General features: G+C 51.2%; 19 protein-coding genes and 1 tRNA gene. 6 read left to right on the forward strand and 14 right to left on the reverse strand.

What is annotated here, in order from left to right; genetic code table 11:
• Positions 1–163: 163 nt before the first annotated feature.
• Positions 164–2626 (reverse strand): beta-mannosidase, encoded by a 2463-nt coding sequence (locus L4D12_RS06670; RefSeq protein WP_428447103.1) that lies wholly within the window; start codon positions 2624–2626, stop codon positions 164–166.
• 237 nt (positions 2627–2863) lie between these two features.
• Here L4D12_RS06670 and L4D12_RS06675 point away from each other — a divergent pair, with 237 nt between their 5' ends.
• The gene (locus tag L4D12_RS06675; protein WP_428447042.1) at positions 2864–3658 is read left to right on the forward strand and encodes a MurR/RpiR family transcriptional regulator; all 795 of its coding nucleotides are present in this window, start codon (positions 2864–2866) and stop codon (positions 3656–3658) included.
• 81 nt (positions 3659–3739) lie between these two features.
• Here the strand turns inward: L4D12_RS06675 and L4D12_RS06680 are convergent, their stop codons facing one another.
• The 4 genes from L4D12_RS06680 to L4D12_RS06695 all read right to left on the reverse strand — a co-directional run bounded on the left by L4D12_RS06680 (position 3740) and on the right by L4D12_RS06695 (position 9227).
• Positions 3740–4582, reverse strand: a complete 843-nt coding sequence (locus L4D12_RS06680; RefSeq protein ID WP_428447043.1) for a helix-turn-helix transcriptional regulator — start codon at positions 4580–4582, stop codon at positions 3740–3742.
• Between the two features lie 228 nt (positions 4583–4810).
• Entirely contained in the window at positions 4811–5125 is a 315-nt protein-coding gene (locus L4D12_RS06685) for a PTS fructose-like transporter subunit IIB (RefSeq protein WP_428447044.1), read from the reverse strand.
• Between the two features lie 22 nt (positions 5126–5147).
• On the reverse strand, positions 5148–6203 hold the full coding sequence (locus L4D12_RS06690) for a PTS fructose transporter subunit EIIC (RefSeq protein ID WP_428447045.1): 1056 nt from the start codon (positions 6201–6203) through the stop codon (positions 5148–5150).
• Between the two features lie 327 nt (positions 6204–6530).
• The gene (locus L4D12_RS06695; protein ID WP_428447046.1) at positions 6531–9227 is read right to left on the reverse strand and encodes a cation-transporting P-type ATPase; all 2697 of its coding nucleotides are present in this window, start codon (positions 9225–9227) and stop codon (positions 6531–6533) included.
• 105 nt (positions 9228–9332) lie between these two features.
• Between L4D12_RS06695 and L4D12_RS06700 the strand changes: the two genes are divergently transcribed.
• The 4 genes from L4D12_RS06700 to L4D12_RS06715 are packed head-to-tail and all read left to right on the forward strand — an operon-like array spanning position 9333 to position 14288.
• Positions 9333–10157, forward strand: a complete 825-nt coding sequence (locus L4D12_RS06700) for a formate/nitrite transporter family protein (protein ID WP_428447047.1) — start codon at positions 9333–9335, stop codon at positions 10155–10157.
• Between the two features lie 46 nt (positions 10158–10203).
• Positions 10204–12354 carry a formate dehydrogenase subunit alpha gene (gene fdhF / locus L4D12_RS06705; RefSeq protein ID WP_428447048.1) on the forward strand — a complete coding sequence of 717 codons (2151 nt, stop codon included), beginning with the start codon at positions 10204–10206 and terminating at the stop codon, positions 12352–12354.
• Position 12355: 1 nt separating this feature from the next.
• Positions 12356–13459, forward strand: coding sequence for a 4Fe-4S dicluster domain-containing protein (locus L4D12_RS06710; RefSeq protein ID WP_428447049.1), 1104 nt, complete (start codon positions 12356–12358; stop codon positions 13457–13459).
• Positions 13449–14288: an iron-sulfur cluster-binding protein gene (locus L4D12_RS06715; protein WP_428447050.1), complete on the forward strand. Its 840-nt coding sequence runs from the start codon at positions 13449–13451 to the stop codon at positions 14286–14288. Before L4D12_RS06710 ends, L4D12_RS06715 begins: the two co-directional genes overlap by 11 nt.
• Positions 14289–14363: 75 nt before the next feature.
• Here the strand turns inward: L4D12_RS06715 and ppsA are convergent, their stop codons facing one another.
• The 6 genes from ppsA to L4D12_RS06745 form a co-directional block, all read right to left on the reverse strand.
• A complete protein-coding gene (gene ppsA, locus L4D12_RS06720; protein ID WP_428447051.1) occupies positions 14364–16835 on the reverse strand; it encodes a phosphoenolpyruvate synthase in 2472 nt (823 codons plus the stop codon).
• 65 nt (positions 16836–16900) lie between these two features.
• Positions 16901–17146 carry an acyl carrier protein gene (locus L4D12_RS06725; protein WP_428447052.1) on the reverse strand — a complete coding sequence of 82 codons (246 nt, stop codon included), beginning with the start codon at positions 17144–17146 and terminating at the stop codon, positions 16901–16903.
• Positions 17143–18429, reverse strand: coding sequence for a dihydrolipoamide acetyltransferase family protein (locus tag L4D12_RS06730; protein ID WP_428447053.1), 1287 nt, complete (start codon positions 18427–18429; stop codon positions 17143–17145). Before L4D12_RS06730 ends, L4D12_RS06725 begins: the two co-directional genes overlap by 4 nt.
• Positions 18422–20449: a pyruvate dehydrogenase (acetyl-transferring) E1 component subunit alpha gene (pdhA, locus tag L4D12_RS06735; protein ID WP_428447054.1), complete on the reverse strand. Its 2028-nt coding sequence runs from the start codon at positions 20447–20449 to the stop codon at positions 18422–18424. Before pdhA ends, L4D12_RS06730 begins: the two co-directional genes overlap by 8 nt.
• Complete coding sequence (locus tag L4D12_RS06740; RefSeq protein WP_428447055.1) at positions 20446–20847, reverse strand: AMP-binding enzyme; 402 nt, start codon at positions 20845–20847, stop codon at positions 20446–20448. The genes pdhA and L4D12_RS06740 overlap by 4 nt, the downstream gene beginning before the upstream one ends.
• Before the next feature lie 45 nt (positions 20848–20892).
• Positions 20893–22203, reverse strand: a complete 1311-nt coding sequence (locus L4D12_RS06745) for an AMP-binding protein (RefSeq protein WP_428447056.1) — start codon at positions 22201–22203, stop codon at positions 20893–20895.
• Positions 22204–22485: 282 nt separating this feature from the next.
• Here L4D12_RS06745 and L4D12_RS06750 point away from each other — a divergent pair.
• A tRNA-Ser gene (locus L4D12_RS06750) sits at positions 22486–22576 on the forward strand.
• Between the two features lie 345 nt (positions 22577–22921).
• Here L4D12_RS06750 and L4D12_RS06755 read toward each other — a convergent pair.
• From L4D12_RS06755 to L4D12_RS06765, 3 genes are all read right to left on the reverse strand, one after another.
• Positions 22922–23200 carry a tetrachloroethene dehalogenase gene (locus tag L4D12_RS06755; protein WP_428447057.1) on the reverse strand — a complete coding sequence of 93 codons (279 nt, stop codon included), beginning with the start codon at positions 23198–23200 and terminating at the stop codon, positions 22922–22924.
• A 1-nt stretch (position 23201) separates the two neighbouring features.
• The gene (locus tag L4D12_RS06760) at positions 23202–24614 is read right to left on the reverse strand and encodes a reductive dehalogenase (protein ID WP_428447058.1); all 1413 of its coding nucleotides are present in this window, start codon (positions 24612–24614) and stop codon (positions 23202–23204) included.
• 82 nt (positions 24615–24696) lie between these two features.
• On the reverse strand, positions 24697–25602 hold the full coding sequence (locus tag L4D12_RS06765) for a LysR family transcriptional regulator (RefSeq protein WP_428447059.1): 906 nt from the start codon (positions 25600–25602) through the stop codon (positions 24697–24699).
• Between the last annotated feature and the right edge of the window lie 167 nt (positions 25603–25769).

The raw sequence follows: 25769 nt of genomic DNA on the forward strand, positions 1-25769 counted from the left end.
GCAAGTTAGTGAGTCAGTGTCTAAAGAGTAAAGTTATATCTATTGCTATTGTTGTTTTTGCCGGCATTCATTGCCGGCTTTTTTTATCTGCAGAAAGCAGAACGGCGTCATCTCAGCTTGGGGCTGAGATGACGACGAAGGTAAGGGGAGGAAAGGTTAAACTTTAGTACGTATCACGGAGGTGATACACACGCAGGGCATGGGTTAACTCATCAGGGCTGGCATTGCCGAGATAACGAACCCGTTTCTTGCTGCCAGTGATAGCAGAAGGTAGTAGGGTGAAGCTGGAGTCATCAAAGCGGCCTTCACCTTCAAACTCAAGGTGAACAAACAGTGCCGGATTGTCGCAATCCAGTTCGACAAACGTGCCTTGGTCGTCGGTGCTTACCTGCCAGTCAATGGTGGTGGTTTGCAGATTGGCATGCTTAAACAGCGCCGGATAGGCACTATTCTCAAGCACGATATCACCACAATGAAGTCGGACGTGGAAGAAGTGTCCACGGCTATTAGCTTCAAAAGATGCAGAAGTGTCGATCTCCCACGCCTTGCAGGCACTATCAGCGTCGAGGGTGGTATGGATAGGCCATGTGTCGACCACTTCGCCATCCCAGCGGATCTTGAATATCTGGCCTTCAACGGGCACGGGGTGATACTGGTCGTTGACCAGATGAAGGGCCAAGCTTGTATCTTGCTTGATGAAGGTCGCCAGTTGCGGGGCGAAAAAGCGCTTAGCCTGATAGTGCAGCTGCTTCCAGCGGCCAGTGTATTCGATGCTCGACCATGAGCTGACTGGCCAGCAGTCATTTAGTTGCCAGTACAAAATACCGCGGCAATGCGCTTTATGGGCGCGCCAGAATTCGCTGGCAGTCTTAATGGCTAGGGCTTGCTGTACCTGACTGAGGTAAAGCATCTGATCAAAGCTGTTAGGGAAGCGGAAATAGCGGGTAAACATCTCAGTGATGATGCTATTGCCACGGCCATTTTTCTGGTGCTGCTCGAATGTCGGTGAAGTGACGTTCCAGTCAGATTGATCGGCGTAGGTTTTCACCGTCGGCAGTGACGGCCAGGACTGGTAGCCAAATTCTGAGCAAAAACGCGGCTTGACGCTGTAGTAAGCATCGAATGACTTGCCTGAATGCCACACATCCCAATAATGCATGTCACCACAATTGTCATCATGCCAGGCATCGCCAAAATCCAGTTCACCATTACACGGTGAGCTGGCCCAGAAGCGTCGGGTCGGATCTTCTTCTGCGACCACTTGTGCCAACATCCGGTTGAGACGGTCGTAATTCACCACATATTTTTCACGACTGCTTTTTGATTCCGGATACCAGCTAATCGCGCCAATGACTTCATTGTCACCGCACCATAAGGCCAGCGATGGGTGATCGGCCAGTCGCCGCACTTGATCGCGCAGTTCCGCTTCTACATCGACAAGAAACTCAGGGGTTGACGGGTAGAGCGCGCAGGAAAACATCAAATCCTGCCAGACTAAAAGCCCGAGTTCATCACACAAATCATAGAAGATATCGTGCTCATACATGCCACCACCCCAGACTCGGATCATGTTCATGTTGGCCGCTGCCGCATCTTCCAGCAGCTGTCGGTAACGCTCTGGCGTATGCAGATTAGGCAAGGCATCAAGCGGGATCCAGTTGGCCCCTTTGGCGGTGATGGCTTTGCCATTGACCTTGAACGTCATGGCGCTGCCGATGTCATCTATTGAGGTGTCCAGTTCCAGTTTACGCAAGCCGATCTGTTTAGCAACCGCGTGCTGGTTGAGCTGCACGTTCAGCGGATAGAGCGGCTGTTCGCCGTATCCGGCTGGCCACCAAAGGTGCGGGTTTTCAAGGGTAATGGAGTGCTGATACTGATGCGAACCGACATCTTGTGAGGGTAAGGTGATCCGATATGGCTGCTGATCGAACTCAATAACCAGTTCATCAGACTCATTGTTCGAAGTAAGGCGATCGTAGTCGATTGTTACCGTCAGTTGACAGCTGCCGTTATCGTGCCAGATCTGCGCGGTACGCACTTGTATGAGGCGGGTTTGGTAAACCGGCACCAGCGCAATAGAGTGGTAGATGCCGCTAACCATTAGGCAGATCCCCCAATCCCAGCCGGAATGACATTGGGTTTTGCGTAGCGTGTTCATGTGTGGGATCTGGTTGTTCCCAACGGCCCACGGCACAGGGAACGGCAGTTTTTCAGCGCGCTTGGCTGCTTCACGATCATTACGATCAAGTGTGATCGCAATATGGTTTTCACCGCATTGTAAGTAAGGCAGTACATCGACCCGATAACGGCGGAACATATTGCTACATTGCAACACTGTCTGGCCGTTGATGGTGATTGTTGCCATGGTGTCAACGAATTCAAGACAGAGATCAATAGCCTGTGCCGCGAGTAGTTCACGGTCTACATTGAAGGTACGCGTCAGTTGCCAGTCGCACTCTCCAACCCACTGTACCTCTTTTTCATTGCACCCTAAGTAGGGAGCAGGCAGTAGCTGGTGGTTGATTAAGGCGGAATGCACGTCACCCGGTAATGTGCAGGTAATATCAATGTGTGGATGCTGTGGTGATGAGAGTTGCCAGTCACCGTCAAGTAAGAATGTTGACACCATGAACTCCTGTAAATGGATATAAATATGCAAGTCTCAGTATATTGATTGCCTTATCGCGGGAGGATAGGACTAACATCGCAATAACTAGATTAATGTATCATGATGGAATTTCTGTGACCTGTGTGATGGGTCTGAATTTATGAAAATTTTTTCAATTTGTGTGCTGTAATACGTTTCATAGCGGTGGTATGCTGTAATTGTTTTCGTCTTAAAGGGACTTGCAGGAGTGAATAAATGAACAAAGACTTGCCATTGCTATTTGAATACGCCCGTATCAAATTTACGAGTGCAGATATCAAAGTGGCTGATTACTTTCTCGCTCGTAAACCTGCAAAGAATATCGAAGATCTGGCACTGGATATTGGTGTCTCAACGGCATCGATTACACGCTTTTGCAAAAAAGTGGGTCTGAATAATTTTAAAGAATTTCTCTATATCTACCAGCAGCAGTTGGACGAAGAACGGCCAGAGCAGGTCATTGAACCCAGTAGTCTGCATAATGATTATGTGGATGTGCTGCAGGCCTTTGATAAGCGACTGGATACCGCGCAAGTGGCGATGTTTAGTCAAGCCATTCACAGCCATGATGTTATCCATGTCTTTGGTTCGGGTTACAGTGCGCTGGCTGGGGCGGATCTGAAGTTTCGATTTACCCGCTTGGGTAAGTTTGTTGAGGTGGTGCAAGACAGCGACTCAATGCAAATGGTGAGTTCGATTTTAGCTCCCGGCGCATTGGTGATTTTGCTGACGCTAAAGGGCAATAATGAGCGGATGATCCGTTATGCCCAAGAGATGAAAAAACGTGGAATCATGGTGTTGTGTGTTACCGCTAATGAAAAATCAAAATTACTGGCAATTGCAGACGCATCAATATTAACCGCTTCGCTGAACGGCGAGGAGTCAACGGGGATGATATCAGGACAAATGCCCATCCTGATGGCCATCGATCATATCTATTACCGTTATGTGTCGGATTATCGTGATTCCATTCAAAATTGGATGGCGACCGAACAACTATTTCTGAGCTAAAGTGAAAAAGACAGATAAAAAAGCCCGCGATGAGCGGGCAATATTGGATCGAGATGTTATTGTTATGGGATTCGGGCGGGCTTAATGGCAGCGGTATTCGGTGGGGGTTTTACCCGTTTTGCGCTTGAATACCCGGCAGAAATAATTGGGATCATGATAGCCGCAGCGTTGGGCGACTTCTTCTAAGCGAAAATTGTAGCGTTTGAGCATGAACTTAGCGCGTTCAAGGCGTACCCAGGAAACGTAATCGGCAAAGCGCATATGGCCTTCCTGACGGAATAAGCGGGATAGGTGGTTCGGTGAGATATTAAACCGTGCGGCAACCGTATCACGCGTAATATTGCGGTGGAAGTTTTCCTGAACGTAAATACACACCCCTTTAAACATATCCTCTCCTCGACGGTTGGCATCCTCAGAAGGTTGTTCAATCATATCTTTGCAGTAGCTCAGTAGCGCAAGCAGAAGATACTTATCGGCAGGTTGTTTTTGCTTTTCATGAGCCAGCGTCGTGAGTGCTGTCAGAATATGATCAATTGCCCGTCCTGTGCGTTGAGGAACGCTGTATTTAATCACATCGTAGAAGCCTTCTTCATTGTCGCGTTTGCTGACGAGGCTAAAACCGAGTTGGCTTTTGCCAAATAATAGACTTAATACCGAACACTCTTGATTCCAGCTGGGTTTGTTCCAAGCGTTAGCCGGGATAAATAATGCATCGCCAGCGCTAAGCATGATGTTTTCTATCTGTTGCTGCGGACATTCTAGTAAATTTTCATAGTTTCCTTGGAAAACCAGCTCTAGACGTGGAAAGTTTACTTGATAGCTGGCTTCTGGTGGTGGCATCTCATCACCGGCAAACCAGATCTGGTTGAACGCTGAAGCGTCTGAAATGACATTGTCGATAAGATCAGAGAAGGTATGTTTCATGCTGGTTGCCTGTTATTTCATCCGCCAGTGGGAGCATTCTAAAAAGGATGGTGATGAAAGGAATGAGTGTCCAATTACCTATACATGTATTCTCGTACAGAATTAAACACTTTGCGAAATATTGCTTGGTAAAGTGTTAACTTAGTGCTGTTTTTTTTTGTAAAGTGGATAAAAAATCGCCTTGAAAGAAGGTGCTTGCTTCCAAGGCGAAATTGAGTATGTTTTAAATTAAGCGGTTGCTAAGTGCGCTTCAATTTTATCCATGATTTGTGGGGCTTTTTTTACTGCGTCAGCCACGCCAACTCGGACAATTTTTTTACCGTTAAAGCGCTCTTCTTTTTTGATGGCGATATCTTTGGTTAGGATAATAATATCAGCACCTTCAATATCAGCCATCGTGATTTCATTTTCAATCCCGATAGAGCCCTGAGTTTCAATTTTTACATCCCAGCCTTTTGCTTTTGCAGCTGTTTCTAGGGCTTCGGCAGCCATGTATGTATGAGCAACGCCAGATGGGCAAGAAGTTACGCCTAGTAGTTTCATTCTATTTCTCCGAGAGTGTTTCTTAATTAAAATCTAATTCAAGGCTGTCATCTGCTGTTTCTTCCACAGCATCTTGACGTTGGTCGAGTGGTTTTTTCAGTGCGTTTACCATTAAGGCGGTAGCGACTGAGCCGGCAACAATACCAAGGATGTAGAAGATACGGCCGTCAACTACAGGCAGAACAATCAGACCGCCCCATGGTGCGTGGTTAAGTACATTGAACATAAAGCCCACGACGTTACCGACCATGCCGCCGACGATGATTGAAGGAATAACACGAACCGGATCAGCGGCTGCAAAAGGAATCGCGCCTTCGGTGATACCGATACAACCCATGATGCCTGCTGCTTTACCCGCTTCACGCTCTTCATCGGTGTAACGTTTTGGTGAAAGCAGGGTTGCCAGGAACATACCCAGAGGAGGCACACAGATAGCGATACCGACGCCACCCATTAGCCATGGCTGAGTCCCCACTTGGGTTTGAGCAAATAGAGTAGCAACTTTGTTGATTGGGCCGCCCATGTCAAATGCTGTCATACCGCCAAGCACAATGCCTAATAGGGCTTTTGATGCGCCAGCCATGCCTTGTAGTCCGCTGTTCATCGCTTCCATTGCGGCTGCAATTGGCGCACCGATCACCCAGATAACTAATGCAGAGACAATAAACGTACCGCCGATAGGCAAAATGAAGTAGGTAGAAATGGCTTTGAGCTTGTTTGACAGCGGAATACGTTTAAGTTGTAGCACCACATAGCCAGCAATGAAGCCGACGATAATGGCACCAAGGAAACCAGCCTGCACTTGGTTGGCGAGGTAAGCTCCAATCATACCTGGAGCCAGTGCCGGGCGGTCAGCGATAGAGTAGGCAATATAGCCACCAAGAACCGGTACAAACAGGGTAAAACCAGCGATACCCATGTCCCACAGGCCTTCAAGGAAAACGCCTTCAGGTACCGCTCCCTCACCACCAAGCATAACGGACAGTGCTAATAGCACACCACCAGCGACAACGAATGGCAGCATGTGGCTGGTGCCAGTTAATAAGTGCCGCTTTAAGATCGACAATTGGCTTTTCATCTTAAATCTCTCCATGTTCGTTAGGGTTTATTTTTTCAGTTGGCTTAAGAGCCCACCTAATAGGATTACGCTAATTGAGGTGACACGGTGTTGTTTCATTGGCTGTAATTATGGAGCGGAATAGAGAGCCAAACTATTGGATAAATAGGGCATTCACTGGACTATTGTATCCAGCAAAAACAGATGTGATTTAGCTCTCAGCCCCTCAGTGAGCGAGATCACCAAATGGCGATAATGCTGGATAAAGTGATGGGGAAATGCATTAATAATCCAGTTGGTGTGTGAAAAATCTAGCTGTGAAATTATCGGCAATGAATAAGGCGGGTATTAGGTGTGAGTGAAAGTGTGGCGAAGCACGCACTTTTCCAGTTCAACAAGAAACAGCACAGATGAGGCGACCAGGATGATTTTTAGCCATATTCCCGCTTCAAAAGGACGAGTACCAAACAAGGTCTGCATAACCGGAAGATAGGTAAAGGCACATTGAAATATCGCGAGGAACACAATGGCTAGCAGGACATAACGATTGCCCGTTAGCCCCTGACGATTAAATATTGAACCGAGGATGTAGCGGGCATTGAACAGGTAGAAGATTTCGAACATAACCAGAGTATTGACGGCAATGGTCCGGGCGCGGGCAATGTCATCGCTCTGCCCCATCTCCCATTGGAACAAGCCTAATGTACCGCCCATCAGGATCACGGAAACAAAGCCAATTCTCCAGATGAGGTGAGGACTTAGCAAAGGGGAGCCTGGCGGGCGTGGCGGACGTTGCATCAGATCACTTTCTTTGGGCTCAAAGGCCAGTGATAAGGCGAGAGTCACGGCTGTTACCATATTAACCCAGAGGATTTGCACCGGGGTTAATGGCAGTTGTTCAAAGCCGAGCAGTACAGCAGCAAAGATGATTAAGGCTTCGCCGCCATTGGTTGGCAGGATGAATAATATCGCTTTTCTGAGGTTGTCATAGACAGCCCGCCCTTCTTCAATCGCGGCGGTGATGGAGGCAAAGTTATCATCGGCCAGTACCATTTCAGCGGCTTCTTTGGCGGCCGCTGTACCACTGCGGCCCATCGCCGTACCGATATCTGAGCGTTTTAGTGCCGGGGCGTCATTCACGCCATCACCTGTCATGGCGACGATCTGATGGTGCTGCTGCAATACTGTAACCAGTCGCATTTTGTGTTCTGGGCTGGTTCGGGCATAAATATCAATGTGGGTAGCGAGTTCGAATAATTCATCGTTGCTGAGCTGATCGATCTGCTGACCGGTAAGCGCTTCCTGGGTATTGATCAGTCCCAGTTGGCGGGCAATAGCGCGGGCGGTGAGAGCATGGTCTCCGGTGATGATTTTAACGCGTACACCGGCAATATTGCAGGTATTGACAGCTTGAATCGCTTCTTGCCGGGGGGGATCGATAAGGCCAAACAGACCGAGCATGATCAGGTTATCGTTCACGTCGTCAAACGTGAGCTCTCGGTGGTCATGCGCTGTTGGCCGATAGGCGATGGCCAGTACCCGCTGACCATTATGGGCCATGTGTTCGGTCTGCTGCTGCCAGTAAGCGAGGTCGATAGCTGTTGTTCCATCGTTGGTCTGCTGTTGATTGCACATCTCCATTACCCGTTCAGGGGCGCCTTTAAGAAAGATGAATGCCTCCCCCTGATGGCTATGGTGCAGCGTTGCCATGAAACGGTGTTCAGATTCAAAGGGGATCAGATCGGTGCGGGGATAGGTTTTATTTTCGGTATTAGTATCAAATCCTGCTTTGATCCCCGCGACCAGCAGGGCACCTTCCATCGGGTCACCATGGATGTGCCATTGTCCCTCCTGGGTGCGTAGATCGGCATCATTGCACAGAACCGCTGCACGGAGAGTAGTGAGCAGCAAGGGGTACTGTTCAGGAAAAATGGCATGATGATCGATAGTGATCCCCCCGTGGGGATCATAGCCAGTGCCGCTGAGTTCAAATGGGGTATCGGCCGTCACAATATTGCGAACGGTCATTTCGTTGCGGGTCAAGGTGCCGGTTTTATCGGTACAGATCACCGTGACCGCGCCCAGCGTTTCCACTGCGGGTAGTCGGCGGATCACCGCATTGCGTTTGGCCATTTTTTCGACCCCGATAGCCAGTGTGATGGTCATGATGGCTGGAAGCCCTTCAGGGATAGCGGCAACCGCAAGGCTGACTGCGGCAAGGAACATATCGGTGATGGGGTAATGGCGGATCACAATACCAAAACTAAAGGTAGCCACCGCGATAACCATGATGGCAGCAGTGAGCCACTGACTGAATTGCGCCATTTGCCTGAGCAACGGTGTAATTGTAGGTTCGACCCGGGAGACGAGCGCACTGATCTTGCCCAGCTCAGTGCCGAGGCCGGTAGCCACCACAATGCCGGCTCCCTGTCCATGGGTGACTAGGGTCCCCGAGTAGGCCATGCAGCGCCGTTCGGCCAGTTCGCTGGCTGCGCTGATTGCGGAAGTACACTTTTCGATCGCGACCGACTCCCCGGTTAATGGTGCTTCGGCTACCTGAAAGCCTTTGGTGCGAAACAGACGCAGATCGGCAGGCACCCGATCGCCAGACTGCAAGATCACCACATCACCGACCACAAGCTGCTCGGCTGGAATGGTAAATGGCTGGCCGCCACGTAAGACTCTGGCCGAGGGGGCCAGCATTGATTGGATAGCGTTAAGCGCATGTTCCGCCCGCCCTTCCTGGATAAAACCGATGAGCGCATTGATCACCACCACGCCAGCAATAACTGCTGCATCAATCCAATGGCCAAGGATTGCGGTAACGACCATCACAATCAATAAGACATGGATCAGTACATTATGAAACTGACCGAGTAGCCGTTGTAAGACAGAGCGTCCGTGGGAGGTCGGGAGTTTATTCAGTCCCTGCTCAGTCAGTCGCCGACGGGCTTCATCGACCTCCAGCCCTTCTGGTTGGCTGGCAACGGCAGCGAAGGTACTGTCGGCTGATTCATGGTGCCAAATGTGCGGGTTTTCATCCATGGAAAAGGCTCCTGCGCTAAGGTGCCGGACAAATAACAGACTTGATTGATTATTGTCCAAACTGGACTAGCTTGAGTGTATCAATGAACGGAAATCGGGAAGGGGATGGCTGATATGTATGGTTTCGATGCATTTTCACCCAAACAGATCGCCGAAAAGGTTGACAGTATTGGGGTGGCGAAAGCTCGGCTGCCATTGTTACAGATGGTTATGCTTGGCATTTTGGCGGGGGCATTTATTGGTCTGGGGGGACTGTATTATACCCTGGTGAAATCAGATGCAAGCTTAGGATTTGCTACCCAGCAGGTGGTCGGTGGGGGGGTATTTTCCCTTGGCTTGCTACTGGTGGTAGTCGCGGGCGCCGAGCTGTTTACCGGCAACAATTTACTGGCTATGGCGTGGGCGGATAGAAAAATCACAACCGGAGAGCTGCTGAAAAACTGGCTGGTAATCAGTATCGCTAATTTCGTGGGGGCTGTCGGGATCGCCACCTTGGTGTTTCATTCGGGACACACGGAAATGAACCAAGGCGCGATTGCTGCGACATATGCCAAGATCGCTGCTGCAAAATGTGAAATGCCATTCTGGACTGCTTTTCTTCGAGGGGTGCTGTGTAATGTCTTGGTGTGTATGGCAATATGGATGGCGTTGGCAGGGCGTAGCGTGATTGATAAAGCGGTGGCGATCGTATTTCCGATTTCGGCGTTTGTGGCTGCCGGGTTTGAACACAGTATTGCCAATATGTACTTTATTCCGCTGGCAATTATGCTGGATGCGTCGGGTACCGTTGAGGTGGCCAACTCGGTCAGTATGTTTGGGCTTGCGAGTAACCTGATCCCGGTGATTTTAGGTAATCTTGTGGGCGGCAGTGTACTGGTCGGCCTGGTCTATCATGTGATTTACCAGCGTGGTCGTTCCCCCAGCGCATAACGGGTGGGCTGCTATAATCTAGCCATGCTCAAATGGCTAGGTGAAAATGATGTCTAACCAAGCAGTGCCGAAGAAAGCGATACCAGACCCAGCCACGGCTTCCCAAATCATAAAAACTATAAAAACCGTCTGCCCGTTTTGTGGGGTTGGCTGTGGTATGTACCTGACCCGTGACGGGCAGGGACGTGTCTGCGGGGTGAGCCCTCAATATGATCACCCGATCAGTCAAGGAAAGCTGTGCGATAAGGGCTGGAGCAGCGTGTATGCTATTTCACCAGAGAATCGTATTACCCAACCACTTAAGCGTGTGCGCGATCAGTTTGTTCCCGTTAGTTGGGATGAAGCGCTTAACGCGATCAGCACCTCCCTGCTTGATATTATCGACGAATTCGGCCCGGATGCAGTCGGCGTGATCAGCAGTGCCCGGGCAACCAATGAAGATAATTATGCCGCCCAGAAATTTGCTCGTGCCGTACTGGGCACCAACAACGTCGATCACTGCGCGCGGATCTGTCATAGCCCGACCGTCGCAGGCCTCAAGCAAGTGCTGGGCTCAGGGGCGATGACCAACAGCACTCACGACTTATTTGAGACCGAGCTGATAGTGGTGATAGGGGCCGATCCAACTGAAAATCACAGTGTGCTCGGTGGACAAATCATTCAGGCCAAATTGGCGGGTGCGACATTGATAGTGGTTGATCCTCGGGTGACGCGGCTAGCCAAACTGGCTGATTTACATCTGCAGCTGACGCCGGGCACCAATATTGCCCTGATTAACGCCATGATCCAAGTGATCCTGAGTAACGACTGGCATGACCGTGATTTTATCGCAGAACGCTGTGAGGGCTTTGACGCATTGGCGAAACAGGTTAAACATATCACGCCTGAGTCCGTTGCTGCGATCACTGGGGTTGATGCCGGGCTGATCCGGCAAGCGGCTGAACGCTATAGTCGTGCTGAACGGGCTATGATCCTTTATGGTATGGGGATCACCCAGTTTGTCAGCGGTACCAACAATGTGATTGCTCTGGCTGATTTGGCGTTGGTCTGTGGCCATATCGGTAAACCCGGTACAGGTATTAACCCGTTGCGTGGTCAGAATAACGTGCAGGGTGCCTGTGACATGGGGTGCCTACCCAATGTTTATCCGGGTTACCAGCTGGCTGGTGACAGTGATACTCAGGCACGTTTTTCAGTCGCATGGGGGGGATCGGTGGCTGCGACCCCCGGGTTGACATCACTGGGGATGAGCAAGGCAGCATTGGCCGGACAATTTCGGGCACAGATCTTGTTTGGCGAAGATCCGGTAGTGACTGATCCCGATCAGAACCACGTCCGTGAAGCTTACAAGGCATTGGATTTGCTGGTGGTCGCCGAGCTGACGATGACGGAGACGGCCAAGTTGGCTGACTATGTGCTTCCGGCCGCGTCATTTGCTGAGAAAGCCGGTACGTTTACCAATTGTGAGCGTCGGGTGCAGCGCGTTAATCCGGTGATTCTGCCATTGGGTGAGGCAATGGGTGACTGGCAATGGCTGAAAGCGCTGGCAGAACGAATGGGCAGCCAGCTGCTGAATTGGGAATGCAGCGCTGCCGTTTTTGATGAAATGGCCTCACTGACACCGTCTTATCAGGGCATGAGTTACCACAAGCTGGCCAAGCACCATGGCTTGCAATGGCCGTGTAATGAGAGTGCGCCGCAAGGTACCGCAATCCTTCATCAGAAACAATTCCCCATTGGTCGGGCGCGTCTTACCCCGGTTCACTATGTACCGATCGATGAGTTAGCGGATGAACAGTATCCGTTGCTGTTGACCACCAACCGGTTGCATTTCCATTATGGCTGCGGCTCGATGACTCGAAAATCACCGCTGCTTGAGCGTGAGACTCCGCCCGGCATTTTGTTCATCAATCCACTGGATGCCAGCGCGTTGTCAATTTCGCCGTATGGGCCGATTGGTGTGCGATCCCGGCGGGGTTATATTGAAACCCGGGCTATGATCACCACCGATGTACCGCTCGGGCTGGTCAGTATGCCCTATCATTTTAAGGAAGCCCCTTCTAACCAGTTGACCAATACCGCGCAAGATCCTGTCACCAAAATGCCGGAGCTGAAAGCCTGTGCGGTGGCGGTTATCGCCTTGCCTGCCGACCACATTCCCCGTGCTGTGTGGCAGTTACAGGAGGAGAAGCCTTAGCATGCATAATACTTACTTATTGAAGTCGCTGGATGCGCTGCGGGTGCATTTATCACGTAATCGGACATTTTATCAGGTGATGGCGCAGGATGGCGAAGGACACCATGATTACCAGTGGCAGCAGGTAGTTGATAGGGATTGGCCGCCGTTGCTCTCACATAAACCCACGCATTCGGCCAAAGCCTTTTTCTTTGCCGAACAAGAACCACTGTACGTGTTTGATGGTCAGTGTTTTCGGGAAACCCTGCCATCGCCTGATCCGTTTGTTCTGTTCGGGGTGCAGAGCTGTGATTTAATGGCCATCCATTACCAAGATATTTTTTTTGAACAAGACCCGTATTATCAGTCGCGCCGTGAACAAGTTTTGTTAGTAGGGCTAGATTGTACCCAACCGTGTGAGCACGGTTTTTGCCCAACGGTGAATGCAGGGCCGAGTGTCAGAGATGAGACGGCAGATTTGGTGCTCCATCCTCTTGATGATAATCGCTGGCTACTGGTGGCACTGTCAGTGCTGGGAAAGGAAGCCTTGCATGGTTTTGCGCTTGATCCAGCCTCACCGCATGACATCAGTCTGCGCTGGGATAACATTAGTCATTGTGAGCAGGCGTTTCCGGACCATCAGTATTTGACTGATGGGATCAACAAGCTAAACAGTCATCAGATCCCGGATACCTTCTGGCAGCAGATAGGGACCCAGTGTCTTGGTTGCTCCGGCTGTACTACCCTCTGCCCAACCTGTTCCTGTTTTGGGACCCGCTCCGTGGCCGATTCCACCGGTGTCGATGTCGCCAGTACTGAAGCATTGCCCGCTGAATCCGCGACCGAAGATGCAGTGTTAACGAGAAGTGCCGTTTCAACAAATAGCCGCCAGGTTCGGTTTTGGGATTCTTGCCTGTACGAGGGATTTCAGCGTGAGGCCAGTTTCCATAACCCGGCAAAACTGGCGGGTCAGCGGGTGAAGCGCTTTTGGTATCACAAGTTCAGTGATGATTTTACGCCCGATTTTGGTCGGTACGGCTGTATTGGTTGCGGGCGTTGCGAACAGACGTGTCCCGGTGTGATCGGGGTGCACTCCGTGATGAAAAGGATCGCTGATGATGGTTAACCTAACCCCTGAACGCATTGAAATAGTCAGTTTTTATGATGATGGCGAAGATGCCCGTCATTATCAATTTCGTTTACTTGACGATGAGCAACGCATTTCACCTGCGTGGTTGCAGGCGCAAGGCGGGCAGTTTTTTATGCTCAGTGTGCCAGGAGTGGGTGAGGCACCGTTTACGTTTACGACTCTGCCTGATGAGCAAGGCAACTTTCGCGCTTTGGTCCGTAAAATGGGGGCCGTCACGCAAGCCCTATTTGGGTGTCATTCGGGTGATGTTCTGGGTGCGCGCGGGCCGTTCGGCCGAGGGTGGCCCGTGACAGAGTTGGCCGAGCAGCGAATTTTAGTGATAGGCGGCGGGTGTGGGATGGCCCCGTTGGTCAGTGTGATCGCGCAGCTTATCGAGCAGCAGCACTTTGCCCAGCTTGAGGTGTTGTATGCGGCGCGCAGCAAAGCCGCCTTGATGCTCAATCCAGAGCGAGAACAGTGGCAGCATTGTATTCCTATGTTCACGGCGGTTGAGGATATGACTGGCCTGAATGAACACGGGTATTATTTGGGCACCGCGACAGGGATTTTGCCGACCGTTTTGCATGCCTTTGGTGAACAACCTGATCGGGTGCTGTTGGCGGGACCGGAAACCATGATGTCGGCGATAGCTGAATATCTGGTCGCCTATGAGGTCGAGCCTGAAGCCATATACTTGTCGATAGAACGGCGGATGCACTGTGCTGTTGGGCTCTGCGGGCACTGTTACCTTAATGAGAAGTATGTGTGTACTGATGGCCCGACATTCAGCTGGGCAGAGCTCTGCGCCTTGCAGTCTGATGTATAGCTAGGTAATAGCTTGTAGTAGAGAGCCTAAGTGATAGAAAATCGGATGGCAGAGTGGCTGACGACGGGACTTGAGTCATTTATCTGATTTGTCTTCATTACCATTATTACTGTCATCCTTGTTCTTGTTAGCATGGCTGCGGTGATGAGAAAGGTTGTGCTCGGCCTTGGCGACAACCTCGCATCCCTTGGCAAATGAGTCGGGGCTGAGAGAGATAGAATCAATCCCGCACTCGACCAAGAACGCTGCAAATTCAGGATGATCAGATGGGGCCTGCCCGCAGATCCCGACTTTACACCCTTTACTGTGTGCGACCTGTATGACTTGTTTGATCAGGCTCTTCACCGCATCGTCACGGGCATCAAACATCGGCTTAAGCTCGGCTGAGTCTCGGTCGATGCCCAGCACCAGCTGGGTTAAATCATTACTGCCGATAGAGAAACCGTCAAACCGTTCAGCAAAGCGGTCAGCGAGGATCACGTTGGACGGGATCTCGCACATCACGTAAACCTGCAGTCCGTTATGACCCCGTTCAAGTCCGGCCAGTGCCATCACCGCGAGGACTTTGTCGGCTTCGCTGACCGTGCGGCAGAACGGGATCATCACAATGATATTATCAAACCCCATGTCATCGCGAGCCTTGGCTATTGCCTTGCACTCAAGCTCGAAGGCCTCGCGATAGCGCGGGTGGTAATAGCGTGAGGCGCCGCGCAGCCCGAGCATCGGGTTTTCCTCATGCAGTTCAAAGTATTCTCCGCCGAGCAATCCCCTATATTCGTTGGATTTGAAATCCGACATTCGCACGATAACCGGTTTAGGGTACTGGCTGGCGGCGATTTTCCCGACCCCCAGAGCGAGGGTGTCGACAAAGAAATTGGGCAGGGTTGGAAAGCCCTTACAGCGCTGGTTGATCGTCAGCCTGATCGCGCTATCGGTGATCTGCTCAGGGTGGAGCAGCGCCATCGGGTGGATCCCTATCTGGCTTGAGATAATAAACTCAATCCGGGTCAGGCCGATGCCTGCGGTTGGCAGTTGCCACCAGTGGAAAATACCGTCAGGCATGGCGGCATTAATCATGATATCGGTCTGGGGTGTCGGTAGGGTGGTGAGGTCGATCTGTTGGGTGCTGTAGTTCACCACCCCTTCATAGACTTGCCCGACCGCGCCACTGGCACAGCTTAAGGTGACTGTTTGCCCGGTGGTGAGGGTGCGGGTAGCCTGTTCGGTGCCGACGATGGCCGGCACTTTCAGCTCACGGCTGACAATGGCAGCATGGCTGGTGGGGCCGCCTGAATCGGTGATAATGCCCGCCGCCCTGCGCATTAGTGGCACCCAGTCTGGGTCTGTTCGCTCGGTCACCAGAATCGCCCCGTCGGGAAACTGCGCACTGTCTTCAGGTGAGAGCACGGTAAAGGTGTTGCCGCTGGTTATCGCCCTGCCGACACTGGCGCCTTCCAGCAGTATCGGGGCGGTGGTGTTGTCTAGCTGATAGTTAACTAATACACCGCTGTCTTTTTGAGCTTCAACGGTTTCGGGCCTGGCCTGTACCATGTAGATCTGCTGATTATGGCGGTCTTTGGCCCATTCCATGTCCATTGCACAGCCATAGTGACGTTCAATAATCACAGCCCAGCGACTCAGTTGTAGGAGTTCATCATCACTGAGTACCAACTGATTGCGTTCCGCATCACTGGTGGGGATGCTAACCGTTGGAGACTCAGCGTGGCCGTGAGTAGCAAACAACATTTTTTCCCGTTTGTTCCCTAGCTGCTTTTCAATGATAGGCCGCTTACCCGGCTGGTCGAGCAGCGGTTTATACACCATAAAGCGATCTGGGGTGACGGTGCCTTTGACAATGGTTTCCCCCAGTCCCCAGCTGCCGTTGATCAATACCACGTCTGGGAAGCCATTTTCAGTATCGAGGCTGAACATTACCCCGGCACAGTGCGACTCGATCATCTGCTGTATGCCGACCGACAGAGCCACCTGCTGATGTTCAAAACCTTGTTCCTGACGGTAGACAATGGCGCGATCGGTATACAGGGAGGAAAAACACTGCTTGCAGGCGTCAAGCACCGATTGTTCACCACGAATATTGAGGTAACTTTCCTGCTGACCAGCAAAACTGGCTTCGGGTAGATCTTCGGCGGTGGCCGAGCTGCGCACCGCGACGGCTACGTTTTGTTGCTCGCCGAGTTGCTGGCTCAGTTCATGATAGGCATTGATGATGGCGGTTTCCTGTTCAGCCGTGAAAGCGCCCTGGCTGATCAGAGAGCGAATTTCCTGACCCGTTTCACTAAGCGTAGCTTCGCCGTTGTCCATTGCGTCAAGCAACAGGGTGATGGGGCCATCAAGCTGATTTTGGTGCAGAAAATCACGGTATAGCTGGGCGTTGGTGGCAAAGCCGTCCGGTACTCGGATGCCAGATTGACTGAGTTGGTTCAGCATTTCACCCAAGCTGGCATTTTTCCCCCCGACCAGACCCACATCTCTGGCATGGATCTGCCGGAAACGGTAAATCAGCGGTGGAATGGACTTGATGGGCATGGTGAAAATCCTCGTTGCAGATGTTACGGCTATGGTGGGGTTTTTGCTGTCTTAATGGTGACACCTTAATGAGTATGGTTACGTAAATATGCTAACAGTTGGTTGTAGCTTCGTACTTTGGGGTAGTCAGTGTCAGGAATGCTGACTCCCGTGGTTTTCTTTAGCGCGGCGATCAGGTTGAGAAAGTCCATCGAGTCCAGATCGCATTCGTCACGGAGGTCGTCATTTGGGTTGATCGCCGCTAATTCGGTTTCTGGGGCAATGTGTTTGATAGCGTTGGCGATAAGTGAGGGAATATCAATGGTGGTCATAAGGCCTCCGGATGTTGAAGCTGTTTGGCGAGCGCGTGCAGGAAGCGGGCGCCGGTGATCCCATCGCTGACCCGATGATCGGCGGCCAGCGTAACCGTCATGCACTGACCGATGGCAAGTTCACCATCGACGGTCACTATCGCGGCTTGGCGTAGTCGACCTAAGCCGATAATGGTCACCTGTGGCGGGTAGATCACCCCGGTGATGCTGTCGGCACCCCGATCGCCAATGCTGGTAACGGTAATCGTGGCTTCGCTTACTTCCGAGCTGCGCAACCGCCCGTGACGGCTGCGTTCAGTCAGATCGCGCAGGGCATCCATGGTTTGGTCAATGCTTAGCTGATCGGCATGAAGGATCGCCGGGGTCACCAGCCCGCCTTCGCGCAGGCTGATGGTATTGCCGATATGAATGGCTTGTGATGGGGTAAAAGCCCCGTTGCTGAAAGCACCATTAAGCGCCGGAAAATGCCGGAGTTGGCGAGCAATAGCTGCGATTAGTACCGCTGGCAGCAATAGCCGCCGCTCTGGCTCGCGTTGCTGATTTTGCTGCCCAAGCCAGTGCTGAGCGGCCGTTAAATCAATGTCTAGCGCGAGGTAATAGTGGGGGATTTCCCGTTTGGATCGGCTCATCGCATCACTGATCGCCTGGCGCATCGGTGAGGGTGTCTGTGGTGCCGTGTCACTGGTCGTTTGTTCGACGATCGATATGTCCGTTAATGGTTCAGGTGTGACGGGGATATCCCGCAGGATAATGGCCCTTTGTGGTCCGCTGCCCGTCAATGTTGCCAGATCGATCCCGCGATGAAGAGCTTGCTGGCGAGCAGCAGGAGAAACCCGTTGCCGGGGGGGAGACGATGATGACGGTAAAGATCGCGGCGGACGATAAGGTGGCAAAGGGGTATCATCTGGAACGATATTCGTCGCTGCCTGAGTCGCGGTGACAGGTTTCGAGGGGATGGGCCTGTCCTCCGAAGTCATTGCTTCTGAGGTGACCGCTTCTGAGGTAACGGGTATAGCCATACTTGTGGTGCTCATGCGTGCCAGTACGCTGCCAACAGGCAGTTTGATACCGGGTTCAACTAATAGCTCCGTGATGATCCCGCTGTGGTAGGCCTCCATATCAATCGCGCCCTTGCTGGTTTCGATGACCGCAATAATATCGCCTTTGTTGATCTTATCCCCCGGCTTGACCTGCCATTCGATCAGGGTGCCGTCATGCATATCTGCCCCGAGCGCAGGCATGTTGATGTCAATCAGCGAGGTATTGAGTTCGGCGCTAGCCATAGCTTGGCTTTCCTCCTTTGGCGTGTGGTTCGGGAATGGCCAGAGTTGCTTTAGCGGCGGCCATGATTTTGTCACTCTGAGGGATGGCCGCTTGTTCAAGATGCTGAGGGTAAGGGATCGGAACTTCTTCAGTGCACACCCGACCAACCGGCGCATCCAGCTGCCAGAATGCTTGTTCCATGATAATGGCGCTGATCTCACCTGCCAGACTGCCGGTATACCAGCCTTCATCAATGATCACCGCCCGATGTGTTTTGCTGACACTGGCGACGATGGTCTCAGTATCGATCGGGCGAAGGGAGCGAAGATCAATAACGTCAGCACTTATTCCCTCATCCTCCAGTAGTTTTGCCGCTTGGAGGGTTTTATCAAGGCTGCCACCGTAAGTGATCAGGCTGATATCACTGCCAGAATGACGGACGATAGCTTGATGCATTGGAGCATCGATCGTCTCACTGACAGGGCCGCTCTCGTTAAGCAGCATGACATGCTCAAAAATCAGTACAGGATCCGGATCGGCCAGCGCCATGCCAAGCATGTGGCGGGCATCGTTGTGGGTTGCCGGGCTGAGTACCTTAAGGCCAGGGACGTGGGCGTAGAAATTCTCCCAGCTGTGTGAATGCTGCGCTGCTAGCTGCTTACCGGCCCCACACGCCATGCGGATCACCACGGGCACGTTAAATTGACCGCCGGACATGTGAAGCAGGGTCGCTGCGCTGTTGATGATTTGATCCATGGCGAGCAAACTGAAATTGACCGTCATGACCTCGATAATCGGGCGCATTCCGCCGAGTGCGGCTCCAATGCCGACCCCGACAAAACCGGACTCGCACAGCGGTGTATCAATGACTCTGTCTGGCCCGAACTGCTCAATCAGCCCTTTGCTGACCGCATAACAGCCGCCATAACGGCCGACATCTTTCCCCATCAGGAAAATACGCAGGTCACTGTTGAGAGCATCGCTGAGCCCGCCGCGCAATGCCTCCCGGTAGGTCAGTGTTGCTGCGTCCTGAGTGCAGATCACCGGAGTCGGTGGCGGCTGGCTACCGGGGCTGTGCACAAAACGCTTAAGTTCATCAGTAGGCTCCCACTCTCCCGCTTCAGCAAAGGCAATCGCTTCGCTGATTTCCGCCGCAATGTCGGCTTCAATGTCGGTAAGTTCCTGATCTTGAAAATGGCTGTTTCGCTGCAGCCACTGGATCAATTGTTTTACCGGGCCTTTTTCTTCCCACTGGGCGACTTCTCCCTTGTCACGGTAGAGCTGGGTATCAAAACTGGAATGGCCACGAAAACGGTAGGTCTGGCATTCAATGAGATAGGGGCGCTGCTGCTGGCGGATATAATCGAGCGCATGACAAGTTGCTGCTTCCACATCGACCACATTCATTCCATCAACCTGTTTGGCGCTGATCCCGTAGCTTTCAGCCTTTTTAGCGATATTGGTCTCAGATTCTGACAATGACAGTGCGGTGCCCATGGCATAGCGATTATTTTCACAGACAAAAAGCACAGGTAGTTGCCATAAGGCGGCTAAATTGAGGCTTTCATGGAATTCTCCTTCGGCTACCGCCCCTTCGCCAAAGAAGCAGACCGCGACGGCTTCTCGCCGTATCTTTTTATTGGCCATGGCCAATCCGGTAGCCAAAGGAAGCCCCCCGCCGACAATTGCGTTGCCACCGTAAAAGTGGCGGTTCTTATCAAACAGGTGCATCGATCCGCCACGACCCCGGCTACAGCCATTGCTGCGACCATACATTTCAGCAAGAATACTGCCCATACTCATGCCGCGCGCAAGGGCATGACCATGTTCACGGTAGGTGGCGACAATCTGGTCGTCGTCACTTAAGGCTGACATCACCCCAACCGCAATGGCCTCTTCACCGATATAGAGGTGCAGAAATCCGCGGATTTTTTCTAAGGCATAAAGCTCGGCACACTTTTCTTCAAAGCGGCGAATCCGCAGCATTTGCCGTAGCTGGTGGACAAGATGATCACGGTTGATATGGAGTCTGTTAGTCATCGTTCATCACTCTCCAAAGTTGAAATATCCCCTTCCGGCAGGCCGAGCTCTCGGGCTTTGAGCAGTCGGCGCATGATTTTTCCACTGCGGGTTTTTGGCAGGTTGGTGCGAAATACGATCTCTTTCGGTGCGACAGCGGCCCCCAGCCGTTTTCGCGCCAGACCCAGCAGGGCTTGTTGCAGATCTTCATCGGCGGGAATGTTAGGTTTGAGTGCCACAAATGCCTTCACTAGTTGTCCTGCGACCGGATCGGGCACACCTATCACCCCGACTTCAGCAACCGCTGGGTGCTCCATTAACACACTCTCGACTTCAAACGGACCAATCAAATGGCCGGACGATTTGATGAGATCGTCTTTGCGGCCAACAAACCAGAAATAGCCGTCTTCATCCTGCATCGCCAGATCACCGCTTAAGTACCAGCCATCAGCAAAACATTGCTGCTATCTCTCTTGCTGGTTGAGGTAGCCGCGGAACATGGATGGCCAGTTGGGTTTGAGTGCCAGCTCCCCGACCATCATCGGGCGGGTTTCGACCTGTTGATGGCCATTTTTATCTGAATTGACGATAGCCGCTTTAATGCCGGGTAGGGGGTGGCCCATCGAACCGGGCTTAATGGGCTGACTGGGGAAATTGGCGATCATGATGCCGCCGGTTTCGGTTTGCCACCAGTTATCATAGAAAGGTAAGCCGAGTACCTGATTGCCCCATTCGACGGCTTCAGGGTTGAGCGGCTCGCCCACACTGGCCATAAACCGCAGGGCTGACAGATCAAACTGCTTCGGTAGCGCATCGCCAATCTTCATTAGCATCCTGATCGCAGTCGGTGCGGTGTACCAGACCGTGACGTGGTAATTTTGTAAGATTCGATACCAGCGTTCAGCATCGAATTCTGCCTCGTCGATAATGAGGGTTGCACCAAGGCAAAGTGGTGCGATGATGCCGTAGGTCGTCCCCGTAACCCAGCCGGGATCGGCGGTACACCAGTAGATGTCTGATGACTTGAGATCTAACGCATAATAGGCTGAACGGATATGGTGATGTACGGCCTGATGAACGTGAATGACCCCTTTGGGCTTGCCAGTGGTGCCACTGGTAAAGTGCAGCAATGCCATGTCGTCAGGTGTGGTATTTTCACAGGGACGATCAGGATCGGCCGTGGCCATGAGGGTGGTAAAGTCATAACAGTCCGCTTCATTATCCGGATTTTCATCAATCAGCAGCACTGCTTTGAGATGGGGCAGCTCACGCCACCAACTTTTGAGTTTCCTGCGGTACAGGCTGTAGGTTGTCAGTACCAGATTGGCTTCACCGATTTCCATCCGTGAGCGGATAGGTTCAGGACCGAATGCTGAAAATAGTGGGGTAAACACACAACCCGCCTTGAGCGTGCCGAGGGCGGCAATATAGAGTGCCGGTTGACGTCCGGCCAAGCTGAAGACCCGGCTGCCGGGTTTTAGCCCAAGTTGATTGAGCAGATCGGCAAAGCGATTGGTTTGCTGACGAAGCTCGCGGTAGCTGTAATCCACCACCCGATCGTCTTTGCTGATCCAGCGCAGGGCGACTTTGTCTGCATCTATGCCGTCACAAGGGGGCTGCAGATGACAGTCAACTGCCTCATAACCGATGTTGAGTCCGCCATTAGAGAGCCTTTTAGGGATAAGACAAGGCGGATCAACGTCAGTTTGGGTAAGAGGGTAGTGTTTGAGGTTTGCATTGTCTGCCAACGTCTGATGGAAGATGGGTTTAACCATGCTTGTCGCCTGCTCAAGAGTGATAGATTGCTCAGAAATGTCGTGTGTCTGAACCCGTGACGCAGCATGAGTAAGTGTGGTGTATAGGTTTAATTTTGCCATTGCAGTGTTGAGAGTTAATGGCGCAGTATAAAAAACCACCGAGTAGCGAGGCTTTTTCTAATTAGAAAACAAGGCGCTGATCGCCTGGTGAACAATAACGCCTATTCTTGCTGTGATTATATGCACTCGGTATTTTTGAGGGTTTACAACGAAACCTCCTCGTCGTATTATTCGCGGCATGGAGAGATGGCTGAGTGGTTTAAAGCACCGGTCTTGAAAACCGGCGTGGGTTTATAGCCCACCTAGGGTTCAAATCCCTATCTCTCCGCCAAACATAAAAAAGCCGACTTCATTGTCGGCTTTTTTACACCTGTCACGTGGGAAAGAACGAGATAGGGTGCAGAACCCTAGGGAAGGGTTCACCTGAGCGAAGCGAAAGCACATTGCCCGTGCCGAAGGTACGAAAAGGCAATAGCCCGGAGGGCGCGAGCTTGCGAGCAGTAAATCCCTATCTCTCCGCCAAACATAAAAAAGCCGACTTCATTGTCGGCTTTTTTACACCTGTTGGTTGAGTATATACACGCTCAATATTGGATGTCGTGACAAAAAGGCTAGCCTTGACATTTTAAAAACGAACCGTGAAATATCACTATTTACCGACGTGTCTTAAGAATATTTAACTTAGCTTACTTGGTACGATTAATCGCTTCCACGTGAGATTGAGCAAGATGATGCCGGGCAAGCCAAAACATACCAAGCCCATCGCACCTGACTGTGCTTCACCTTCGGCAAACGATGCCCAAGACCAGCCGAGACATATCCATAAAATACCAAACGCAGAAGCCAGAGCGAGATTACTCATCCAGTTTAGGTGATAGTGCTTACTTACGTGGACATAGCCCCACAACGCGCCTGTTGTTAGCATACCCATCAGATACCACATTAATCCGATCATGTTACTTCTCCTTGTCTGACAGCCAGAATTTATCGACTTCCATATTGCCGTAACCAAATAGAATATCTGCTTCTGTCATTAATTTATGGACAAATCCTGTTGTGACGGTGTTGGAGGCATCAATTAAACGGTGGTGCCAGAAGTCGGGTTTATTCCATGGACAGGCTTTAATGCAGATGACACAGCCAATGCCGTTGTCACCCCAGTATTTAAAGCACTTTTTCGCATCGTTATAGAATTTACGTACACCTTTTTGTCCGTGCCATGAAATTTCGATGCGTTCACTGCCCGGATAGGTCGGGGCCATGGAGGGCTTATCATCCATGCTGATCGCATTCGATGGACACTGCTCAGCACAGCGTTTACAGTTTTCGCAAAACTCCATAATGCCAAAAGAGCGCGGTTTGTCGTATTCAACAAAATCAAAGTCAGTATAGATCTTGGCCGTACGCACCCGGCTGCCGAAGTTAGGCACAATCAATGTTCCATTACGCGCGCCTTCACCTAATCCTGCAGCAATGCTGTAAGCCACGTTGTTGCCCAAGTCATTACCCGAAGCCACTGCTTGGTAACCAAGACGACGAATAAAGTCTGCCAGTTGACCTGCTACCAAGGACATTTCTGTGTATTCGTTGTTGACTGATGCCGCCGAGACAGCAGAAGGAGCAGTACGGATTGCTTCGTAATCCATCTCAAATGCTAGCACTATCACCGTTTTCGGTTTGAATGGAAAGTCGTCTTCCCACGTGTAGGTCTGACTGTTTACTGGATCATAAATTGGTGAGTAGTTCCAGCGGTCATCGTTGTGAGTGATACCTACTCGATCAGCACCAAACATGCACGCGGCACGCTTAATATGTTGGCTGGCATCGGCCGGAGATTCGAATTGCCATTTTTCCGAGGCAAGGTTTAGCTGCTCCCAGGTATGTTCACCGGTTTTTGGAGAACCAAATTTACTCAGTGGTGCCAAATAGCGATCCAATGGCCCGACAGCAGCATGGCAGAGCGCCCAGTCAATCTGTCGGTAACCGAGCGTGTTGTTATCCCAAGCGGCGGGGTTAGGTTGTGCGTGTGCTTTGAGCGACTTCATGATGCTGGTAAAGGTGAAGCCGGGGATACCTAATTCTTCAGCAAAAGCCGTGTTACGTTCAGGGAATTGTTGCTGTAATTCCTGCGAGATAGCATAACTGAATACTGAATTACGCTGATCAAACGGTGTTAGAACAGCATCATCTATTTCAACCGGGAAAGTGTCGTGCGGTACGCCATTAACACGGTAAGTAATGAACGCACCTGCGCCACCAGTAACCGCTAGAGTTGTCGCCGCTGCGCCCATTTTGAATAGGTTGCGGCGATGAGGGTTTTCCAACGTTGAGGTGTCTTTTTCAGGCGTTGGAGTGGGTTGTTTTTCCATGATCGTTCCAAGTTTATAATCCTAGGTACGATAATAGGTAACCTTGGCGGAGGTATGCAGATCCGCACTGCTATAACCCTATTCAAAAATCAAATAGATCGTATTTTTGTTCGACATACTGCGTCAGCATATCGAGAAACACGTGGATTTTTTTCGGCATATGATGACGAGAGTGATACATCACGTAATAGGGTTGTTCAAAGGAATATTTACCATCAAACAGGCAAATCAACTTACCCTCTCGCACTAACGGGTTGGTGAGAAATTGGGGCGTATAACAGATCCCATTTCCTTTCTCAGCCAGTTGCATGGTCGACCGAATGGATTCGGAGATAAAAGAGCCATCGACCTCTACGCAATGCACCTCATTATTTTCGATATAGTGCCAGTATGATGCATCTACCAATCGAGAATCAAAGCGTAAACAATTGTGATGGATGAGATATCGAGGATGATTAGGTGTGCCGTATTTTTTAAGGTAGCTGGGCGCAGCGTAAAAGCGGCGGCTGAAAGTGAATAAACGCCGTGCCACCATGCCGCTGTTTCTCGGTGGTTCGATGTAAAAGAACAAATCTGCATCACTGGTTTGTTCAATTAGAGTCGGTGAGAGTGTTTTGATATGAATGCGGATTTTCGGGAAAGATCGCATAAAGTCATCAAAGAATTCTTTCGATAGCGCTTCACTAAAAAAGGTGGGCATACAAAGGTGCAGATCACCACTAGGGGCAGATTGAAAGTCGGTGAGATTCTCTTGCGCTAGATGAAATTCATCTACAATCGCTTTGCAGTGCTTATAGAACTGGTGACCTTGTTGAGTTAAAAAGATCTGGCGGCTGGTACGCTCGAATAAGCGTGATTGCAGCGCATCTTCTATCTGCTTTATTTTCCGACTAACCGTAGATTGTGGTAGGTCTAAATTGTTGGCGGCTTCAGTGAAACTGAGCTGGTCAGCTACTTTAACAAACAGTGCGAGGTCGTCGATTTTCATGGTCTCTCCTAATGGCACGTCATTATCGTCACCGAGCCTGTAAAATCTATCCTCTCATCATTAAATGTTGAGCTGGAGCATGTTATTGACCCATTTTTTGAATCCTGTCGTTATCCCTTGATTGCTATAGCATTATTGCTATGTGGGGTATCCATTCTCAGGGATAA

It is taken from the genome of Photobacterium nomapromontoriensis (assembly GCF_050336815.1).
In the GTDB taxonomy this organism is placed as follows: domain Bacteria; phylum Pseudomonadota; class Gammaproteobacteria; order Enterobacterales; family Vibrionaceae; genus Photobacterium; species Photobacterium nomapromontoriensis.

Excerpts from the sequence above, each read along its gene's own strand:
- L4D12_RS06675 (WP_428447042.1), top strand. The coding sequence starts at position 2,864 with ATGAACAAAGACTTGCCATTGCTATTTGAATACGCCCGTATCAAATTT.
- L4D12_RS06680 (WP_428447043.1), bottom strand. The coding sequence starts at position 4,582 with ATGAAACATACCTTCTCTGATCTTATCGACAATGTCATTTCAGACGCT.
- L4D12_RS06685 (WP_428447044.1), bottom strand. The coding sequence starts at position 5,125 with ATGAAACTACTAGGCGTAACTTCTTGCCCATCTGGCGTTGCTCATACA.
- L4D12_RS06690 (WP_428447045.1), bottom strand. The coding sequence starts at position 6,203 with ATGAAAAGCCAATTGTCGATCTTAAAGCGGCACTTATTAACTGGCACC.
- L4D12_RS06695 (WP_428447046.1), bottom strand. The coding sequence starts at position 9,227 with ATGGATGAAAACCCGCACATTTGGCACCATGAATCAGCCGACAGTACC.
- L4D12_RS06700 (WP_428447047.1), top strand. The coding sequence starts at position 9,333 with ATGGCTGATATGTATGGTTTCGATGCATTTTCACCCAAACAGATCGCC.
- fdhF (WP_428447048.1), top strand. The coding sequence starts at position 10,204 with ATGATGTCTAACCAAGCAGTGCCGAAGAAAGCGATACCAGACCCAGCC.
- L4D12_RS06710 (WP_428447049.1), top strand. The coding sequence starts at position 12,356 with ATGCATAATACTTACTTATTGAAGTCGCTGGATGCGCTGCGGGTGCAT.
- L4D12_RS06715 (WP_428447050.1), top strand. The coding sequence starts at position 13,449 with ATGATGGTTAACCTAACCCCTGAACGCATTGAAATAGTCAGTTTTTAT.
- ppsA (WP_428447051.1), bottom strand. The coding sequence starts at position 16,835 with ATGCCCATCAAGTCCATTCCACCGCTGATTTACCGTTTCCGGCAGATC.
- L4D12_RS06725 (WP_428447052.1), bottom strand. The coding sequence starts at position 17,146 with ATGACCACCATTGATATTCCCTCACTTATCGCCAACGCTATCAAACAC.
- L4D12_RS06730 (WP_428447053.1), bottom strand. The coding sequence starts at position 18,429 with ATGGCTAGCGCCGAACTCAATACCTCGCTGATTGACATCAACATGCCT.
- pdhA (WP_428447054.1), bottom strand. The coding sequence starts at position 20,449 with ATGACTAACAGACTCCATATCAACCGTGATCATCTTGTCCACCAGCTA.
- L4D12_RS06740 (WP_428447055.1), bottom strand. The coding sequence starts at position 20,847 with ATGCAGGATGAAGACGGCTATTTCTGGTTTGTTGGCCGCAAAGACGAT.
- L4D12_RS06745 (WP_428447056.1), bottom strand. The coding sequence starts at position 22,203 with ATGGTTAAACCCATCTTCCATCAGACGTTGGCAGACAATGCAAACCTC.
- L4D12_RS06755 (WP_428447057.1), bottom strand. The coding sequence starts at position 23,200 with ATGATCGGATTAATGTGGTATCTGATGGGTATGCTAACAACAGGCGCG.
- L4D12_RS06760 (WP_428447058.1), bottom strand. The coding sequence starts at position 24,614 with ATGGAAAAACAACCCACTCCAACGCCTGAAAAAGACACCTCAACGTTG.
- L4D12_RS06765 (WP_428447059.1), bottom strand. The coding sequence starts at position 25,602 with ATGAAAATCGACGACCTCGCACTGTTTGTTAAAGTAGCTGACCAGCTC.